This window comes from Methylobacterium sp. AC315, from assembly GCF_979253755.1.
Genome location: NZ_CEEDEA010000052.1, coordinates 1 through 4578 on the forward strand (window position 1 = coordinate 1; position 4578 = coordinate 4578).

Annotated in this window: 4 protein-coding genes and 1 pseudogene; 2 read left to right on the forward strand and 3 right to left on the reverse strand. The window is 59.4% G+C overall.

Going from position 1 to position 4578, the window contains the following annotated elements; all coding sequences use genetic code 11:
- Positions 1-553: 553 nt before the first annotated feature.
- The 3 genes from AC0IY0_RS28575 to AC0IY0_RS28585 all read right to left on the reverse strand — a co-directional run bounded on the left by AC0IY0_RS28575 (position 554) and on the right by AC0IY0_RS28585 (position 3227).
- Positions 554-1791, reverse strand: a protein-coding gene (locus AC0IY0_RS28575) for an IS3 family transposase (protein ID WP_471766444.1) whose coding sequence is annotated in 2 segments (ribosomal slippage) — positions 554-1431 and positions 1431-1791 — 1239 coding nt in all. Because the reading frame shifts where the segments join, the coding sequence is not laid out codon by codon here.
- 501 nt (positions 1792-2292) lie between these two features.
- Complete coding sequence (locus AC0IY0_RS28580; RefSeq protein ID WP_471766445.1) at positions 2293-2835, reverse strand: BPSL0067 family protein; 543 nt, start codon at positions 2833-2835, stop codon at positions 2293-2295.
- Positions 2836-3080: 245 nt separating this feature from the next.
- The gene (locus tag AC0IY0_RS28585) at positions 3081-3227 is read right to left on the reverse strand and encodes a hypothetical protein (RefSeq protein WP_471766447.1); all 147 of its coding nucleotides are present in this window, start codon (positions 3225-3227) and stop codon (positions 3081-3083) included.
- Positions 3228-3425: 198 nt separating this feature from the next.
- On the opposite strand from AC0IY0_RS28585, the gene AC0IY0_RS28590 reads away from it, so the two are divergent.
- The gene (locus AC0IY0_RS28590; protein ID WP_471766449.1) at positions 3426-3686 is read left to right on the forward strand and encodes a hypothetical protein; all 261 of its coding nucleotides are present in this window, start codon (positions 3426-3428) and stop codon (positions 3684-3686) included.
- Positions 3687-4165: 479 nt separating this feature from the next.
- A pseudogene (locus AC0IY0_RS28595) lies at positions 4166-4504 on the forward strand (transposase); the annotation flags it as partial.
- Positions 4505-4578: the final 74 nt, after the last annotated feature.

Sequence of the window (4578 nt, forward strand, 5' to 3'; positions counted from 1 at the left end):
CATCGGGGAGAAGCAGTCTGGCCATGCCAAACCAACGCTGAAAACCAAGCTCGGTGCCGTTCTGTTAGGCGTTCTTAATGTCTTTCAGATCTCAAGATGGTGCGAGGCTTCAAGATCACTGGCGATATCCTCCCCCAAACTCATGATTGGCAGGCGGCCATAGCAGCGGCCACGAACGCCGAGCTGCGGGAGGCCGAGGCGCTACACCGGGCGATCCTGCGAAGGCTTCGGCGGTAGGGTTTTCGCGCGAGGTCCAGCCTTCCGCTTTCGACCCATTGCAGGCTCTCGGAAGGTCCGCTTCTTGGCAGCTTGGTGGACGGAGACCAGCGACCGGGACGGGTGGATTCCTGCCAGTCCGCTCTCGAGCGGCAATGCACAAAAGCGGAAGTTGCTCCCGTACCTATTCAAAACCTGACTAAGCTTCAAGCTTGATCCACTACAAAGCTTAATTCATACATCCGGCGGAATGACTGTCGCCGGTTGTAAATAGGAGTAAGTTAATCTATCTGGCGTGGAGTGCACCCTGTTTGACCGGACAGTCGGCGGGGCGGGTTTAGGCACTCCGGGTGAGGAACTCTCGGGGCGAGAGCATGCGCAGGCCGGAGTGCGGGTGAACGGTGTTGTAGTCCTCGAACCAGCCGGGCAGAAGCCGCATCACGGTCTCGGCGTCGGCTAGGATGGCCAGGCGGGCATAGTCGCGCTTGAGCGTTTTCACGAACGCCTCTGAGATGCCGTTGCTCTGCGGTGAGCGCACCGGCGTGAACAGCAGTCGCAGGCCGAGTGCCATGGCGGTCTCGCTGGTCTGCCGGGCGATGTAGGCGGATCCGTTGTCGGACAGCCACTCCACGGGGTGTGGGGTCTTCGTCGCACCGAACCGGCGTTCGACGCAGGCGATCATCAGGTCGCTGACCATCTCGGCGGAGACACCGGCCGTGGTCGCCGACCAGGCCATGATCTCACGGTCGCAGGCATCGATGGCAAACAGCACCCGGACGATCGCGCCGTCCCGGCCGTGCAGTTCGAGATGGTCCGAGCACCAGCGGATGTTCGAGCGCAACGCCACGACGCCGCCGTCGTGGGTGCGGCCTGGACGGCGGGCGGTGTGGGGCGCGAGCGTGAGCCCGTTCACCTGCAGGATGCGCAGCACCCGCTTGGCGTTGACGACGGGCTCGCCGCGCGAGCGCAGCAGCCGGTTCACCAGGGCGGTCACGCGCCGGTAGCCGTAGCTTGGCCGCGCATCGACGATCGCACGGATCGTCGGCAACAGCGCCGCGTCCTCCGGCTTGCGGTAGGATCCGCGCGGCCGGGTCGGTTTGCTCAGGCGCTCGGCGAGATGAGAGCGGGCCACACCGAGCGTATCGGCAACGGTCTTCACCGCGAACCGCCCGTCGAGCCGCCCCAGGAGACGAGCGGCGACGTCGGTTTTTTTGTGCGCGCGAGGTCCAGCGCCTCCCTGAGGATCTCGACCTCCATGGTCTTGCGGCTGAGCAGGCGTTCGAGATCCCGCACACGCCGCTCCAGCTCGCGCACCCGGCTGGTTCCGACGACGTCCTCGTCGGCTTGAACGGCCTGATGGCCGCCCTCCAGCATGCGCCGCTTCCATGAGAACAGCAGGCTTGGCGACAGGCCGTAGCGGCGAGCAACGAACGACACGGACGAGCCGGGCTGTTGGCTCTCCTCGACGAGGCGGATCTTCTCGGTGGTGGACCAGCGACGGCGGCGCTGAATGCCGCTCAGGATCTCGCCGTGAACCGGCGGGGCGGTCGGATCAGATGACATAGCCTTACCCATAGGCTTGCGCCTATGCCTTCGTGAGCTATGCCGCCTGTCCGGTCAAAACAGGGTGCAATCCACGGCGTTAATCTCAATTATTGCTGATCTACTTATATTATCGAGAGATCACTATTCACTGTCTCACCGAAGAACACTGCCCTATTTGAACTGATGTTGTAGCGCCGCGACTGTCCAGAGTGAACTCGGCTTTACAGCGGATTGGAAATCGAATCGGCGCGGCGAGACGGACTTTAGCGCCATCGGAATAACGACATTCAAGAGCATATGATGACCCTCTGTCGCCGCTTTCTTCCCAGACGCTCACAATTATTGGTTGTTTTTCATTGAAAATGAAGGGCTGTAGCTCGTATTCATCCCCGCTCACTTCCCTCTCGAAGAGCGCTACGCCCAGCAAGTTTGCGTTTGGACGTCGGAGTGGGCACGCTATGTCCGCAGAAGCCCAGCAGACCCCGGTAAGGCCGACAAGTGCTAGGGCTGCTAGAGCGCTCAGACGAGTCATTAGACCTCTACAATGTAATAGAAATCGCCGTCGTTTGACATGTTAAGTACAGTTTCCGTTGTTCCATCAGGCTTAGTAATTTCTTTTGTGCTGCTTTCCGCCCCTCTGAAAGTTATATCACGCGGGCCAGGGGGCTTTCCGAAGTATTGATCGAAAACTTTGATACATTTGTCTTCGCATTTTTCGAATATTGCAACGTGATTACCGCGATTGGCGTTTGGATACAGTTTATCGCTTTCCGCTTCGCCAATCCGAAATGTAGCTATTACTGTTCCTTCTGTAATATCTTGACTAATCCTAACCTTATTGCCACGTCTGTATTCGCCGACAAGATTGACATTACCTCTCTCGACATTCTGTATTGCCTGAATTAACCTCGCACATTGCTGACTATCCAGACTTCCACGAATTGATCTAAAAGTTTCTTTGTAATTCGGAAGTAGAATTCTTCCCATTTCGCCCCCCCCCCCCCCTGCATGACTGTGCTTAGCCACCAAAGTGTCAAATTTCAAAGCGTATGTAAACTGATTTTCGAAGCTCATGCACGCTTGGCGCAGCCAAATCGAGATCCGTATATCGAACGACGGGACGTTTCCTCATGGACGGCGGAGTTTGTCACAGTACACATGCAGACGATCTCGAAGCAATTTTGCCGGACGGCTGATAAATGACCGCTTTTTAGAAGTATTGATGCGGGGTTTGTACATCCGCTTTGGGCTGCAGGTGGAACGTCCGCTTGCGGAAGGTCGGTCAACTTCCGCATCCCACCCCTTGCAGACTGTCCTGATCAGCCTTCGGCCGCATCGGCCTCGTCCCGTAGCATCAGGTCTCGGGCGCCATCGGCCAGTGCCTGCAGGGCTGCGACTGCGGCTTGGTGCCGAACAGGGATTGCGTCGTCCCGGACTTCGATGGTGATGGCGGTGGTGAGTGCCATCTGCCCGACAACCTCGATCCCTGCGTTGAAGGCGGCGCGCTCGCGAAGCGGCCTGAAAAAAATCGGCCTCGTTTTAATCCGTTGTGATGCGTGCGCCGCGGCACGTCACGGCGGACAGTGGATCCCCATCTGTGTCTCGCACAAGAAGAAACAGGCTCGAATTAGCGATCTGTATCTTGTAAAGGCTAGATTTTACACATGAAGACCCGTATCGCCGCCGTCGCCGCTGCACTTGTCCTTGGCGTCGCTCCGATCTCGTCAGCCATGGCCGCCAACGGCGCCCGTTGGACCGGCTTCGTCACGCAGGATGTCACAACCACCGGCTCGCTCGGGCTCGGTGTGCATGACCACCCGAACTACGACCGCTGCCCGATGAGCTCGGCGGCAGAAGGTAATGCTGATCAGCAAACCCGTCCCGTGAAGCAGTACGGCCAGACCGCCGGCGGATACCGCTGCTGATCCGGGTTTCGGAACTCAACGCATGGCGCTGAAAGTCTTTTCCTACGCGATGATCGGCGTTTTCGTGAGCGGTCTTCTCATGACGCTCATCGGCTCGGCCAGTCAGCTTCTGGGCTCGTAACCCTCTCGACGGCTGGCAGGCTGAGCCGCCGCTGACGATGACCTGATGGATCGGCGGGGTGGGAACCCCGCCGTTTTCGTATGTCCTTATGAACCGTCACGATCGGATCGACGCACATCCGGGCGCCGGCGGATTGTAGCCCTCCGGGCTTACCGCCTGTGTGATCTCAATGCCGAGGTTTCGCACTCGCGCGTGCGCGAGTGAGCCACCCGTATCCTCTCAGCAGAAAACCTACCGACCTCTTACGGCGCTGGTGTTCCAGAACACGTCGGATGTCCGACGTCATCACCTGTGGGACAGAATGAGGGTCTTCACGAAGGGAGGATGGCTGGTTCATCGTAGCCCCTGAGGAGCGAAGATGAACCAGCCATCCGGACCGGCCAAGAAGCCGGCAGAAGCGGTGATCAAGGACATTCGCCGGGCCACACGTCGGCAGTTCTCGTCCGAGGAGAAGATCCGCGTGGTGCTGGAAGGCTTGCGTGGCGAGGACAGCATTGCCGAGCTTTGCCGACGTGAGGGGATCGCCGCCTCGATGTACTACGGCTGGTCCAAGGAGTTCCTGGAGGCTGGCAAGAGGCGCCTGTCCGGCGACACGGCTCGTGCGGCCACCACGGATGAGGTGCGGGATCTGCGCCGCGAGACGGGGGCGCTGAAGGAGGTCGTGGCTGATCTCGTCCTGGAGAACCGTCTGCTTAAAACGTATGGCCCGCCCCGTCTGCAAGGTCGTCGATGAAGATGCCTGTGACCGGTCTGCACAAACGTATCCGGCAT

Bases quoted from the DNA above. Each gene is read 5' to 3' on its own strand.
- AC0IY0_RS28585 (WP_471766447.1), bottom strand. From the start codon at position 3,227: ATGGCACTCACCACCGCCATCACCATCGAAGTCCGGGACGACGCAATC.
- AC0IY0_RS28580 (WP_471766445.1), bottom strand. From the start codon at position 2,835: ATGAGCTTCGAAAATCAGTTTACATACGCTTTGAAATTTGACACTTTG.
- AC0IY0_RS28590 (WP_471766449.1), top strand. From the start codon at position 3,426: ATGAAGACCCGTATCGCCGCCGTCGCCGCTGCACTTGTCCTTGGCGTC.